We start from the raw sequence: 2,157 nt of genomic DNA, 5'->3' as shown, positions 1-2,157 counted from the left end.
TCTTCTGGCTTTTTTTTCGACGGCAAGCTTTTGAACCCCTGGAGGTCGAAAGGGAAGGCCGGAAAGTTTCCCTGACTTTCCTGGATCGACTGCTTTTGGAAAGCGAGGATTATGCCAAGGAATTGGGCGAACGCCTCAAAGACCGGGTCTTTGGAGAAATTTTTCCACATCTGGCCGCCGGCTTCCTGGCCTATATCAAAGAACAAGAAGGAGCATTGGCCGATCTCGGCCAGGAACGCCTGGATCAGATCTATCAAGGCACCCTAACCCTGCTTTACCGACTTCTTTTTCTGCTTTATGCCGAAGCCCGTGACCTGCTGCCGGTTCGGGAAACTCGCGGCTATTTTGAAATCAGTCTGACCAGGCTCAAACAACAAGTAGCTGAGGCAGCCGGAGCGATCGCCGAGGAGGTCGAAGGCCAGGTCCGCAAGCAATTTCGGACTGACACTTACGAGCTTTATGACCGTTTGCTCCGTCTATTTGCAATCATTGACCAAGGAGGATCCGACCTTAATGTGCCCATTTACAATGGCGGTCTGTTCCTTTCTGACTCAGACCCCACTGATAACAGCCTGGAAGCGGAGAATGCCCGATTCCTTCTCCATCATAAGATACCCGATCGTTATCTGGCACGGGCCCTGGATCGCCTGGCCCGGGATGAGGACCCCAAACGTTTTGATCTGGTGTTTATTGATTACAAATCTCTGGGAGTTCGGCATCTGGGGTCGATTTATGAAGGTCTGCTGGAATTCAAACTGCGCATTGCCGATCGCAGGCTGGCCATCGTCAAGCAAAAGGGGCGAGAAGTCTATGTTCCTGTCCGGGAACTGACCGAGGTTCAGAAATCAAAGGCAGAAAGCCGCGGCAAGATCATCAAGAAAGGGGCACTCTATTTAGAAAACGATAAGCGCGAACGCAAGGCTACCGGCTCTTATTATACGCCGGACTATATTGTCAAATATATCGTCGAGCACGCCGTGGGACCGGTGCTCGAAGAGAAGTTTGAACAGTTCCGCCCCCGACTCAGGCAGGCCCAACATCAGCGCCAAGAATTTTACAAAAAGCAACAGGCCCTGAAGAAAATGGGACTGCGGCCCGAACCGGCCAGCAAGGCCGATCTCATCGGCCAGGAACTGGCGGAGGAGTTCTTTAAACTGCGGGTCCTGGACCCGGCCATGGGCTCCGGCCATTTTCTGGTGGAAGCAGTTGATTTCATGACCGACAAGGCCCTGGATTTTCTCAACGCCTTTCCTTGGAATCCCATCACCGCCCAACTGGAACGGATGCGCCGCACCATCCTCCAAGAGATGGAGGACCAGGGGATTACCATTGACGCCCGCCGCCTTACCGATGTCAATCTGCTAAAGCGGCAGGTACTCAAGCGCTGTATCTATGGGGTTGATCTGAACCCCATGGCGGTGGAGTTGGCCAAGGTCTCCCTGTGGCTGGACTGCTTCACGTTGGGCGCCCCGCTGTCTTTTCTGGATCACCATTTACGGTGCGGCAACTCCCTCATCGGGGTCACGGTTCAGGAGGTGCAAAATGCTCTGAAAGGCCAGATGAACCTGTTCGGCAGTACCTTTGTGGGGTTAACCCTGGCTATCGATCTGATGTCTCAGGTCGGCTATCTGTCCGACATTACCAGTTCCCAGGTGCGGGAATCTCGCCGGCATTATCAGCAAGCCACCAAAGCCTTAGCCCAGTTCAAACGCATCCTGGACGTGTACACCAGTCAGTGGTTCGGCAATCCGCCCCAGCGCAGCGGCCGCGGCAAAAATGCCCTGATCCTTAGTCCGGCCCTGGAATTCCTTAAAAGCGTTGAGGCCGAGAGTTGGCTAAAGGATCCTGATAAACTTCCCAAATTAAGTGAATCTGGGCAGAAAGTAGCACAGACCGCGGTTGCCGCAGCTTCCGAAAAACGTTTTTTCCATTGGGAATTGGAATTTCCCGAGGTATTCTATGGCCCCCGCCCTGGAAGCCAACAGACCATCGAACGCCTGGAGGGAGCGGGGTTTGACGCGGTTGTTGGGAATCCGCCCTATGTCCAAGAACGTCGAGGTAATAAGGAACTATTTGAAGACCTTCGAGGGTCACCAATAATAAAAAAATATTGTGAAAAGGCAATGGATATTTTCAATCTTTTCATTGCCTTGGGCA

1 protein-coding gene is annotated in these 2,157 nt (G+C 53.0%); it reads left to right on the top strand.

What is annotated here, in order from left to right; all coding sequences use genetic code 11:
* Positions 1-2,157, top strand: a 2,157-nt coding sequence (locus JRG72_11840; protein MBW2135893.1) for a hypothetical protein, incomplete at both ends; no start/stop codon positions are given.

This window comes from Deltaproteobacteria bacterium (genome assembly GCA_019309545.1).
Classification (GTDB): Bacteria; Desulfobacterota; Desulfobaccia; order Desulfobaccales; family Desulfobaccaceae; genus Desulfobacca_B.
Note: the sequence above shows the minus strand (reverse complement) of the source record. Positions and strands in the feature narration are given on the sequence as shown.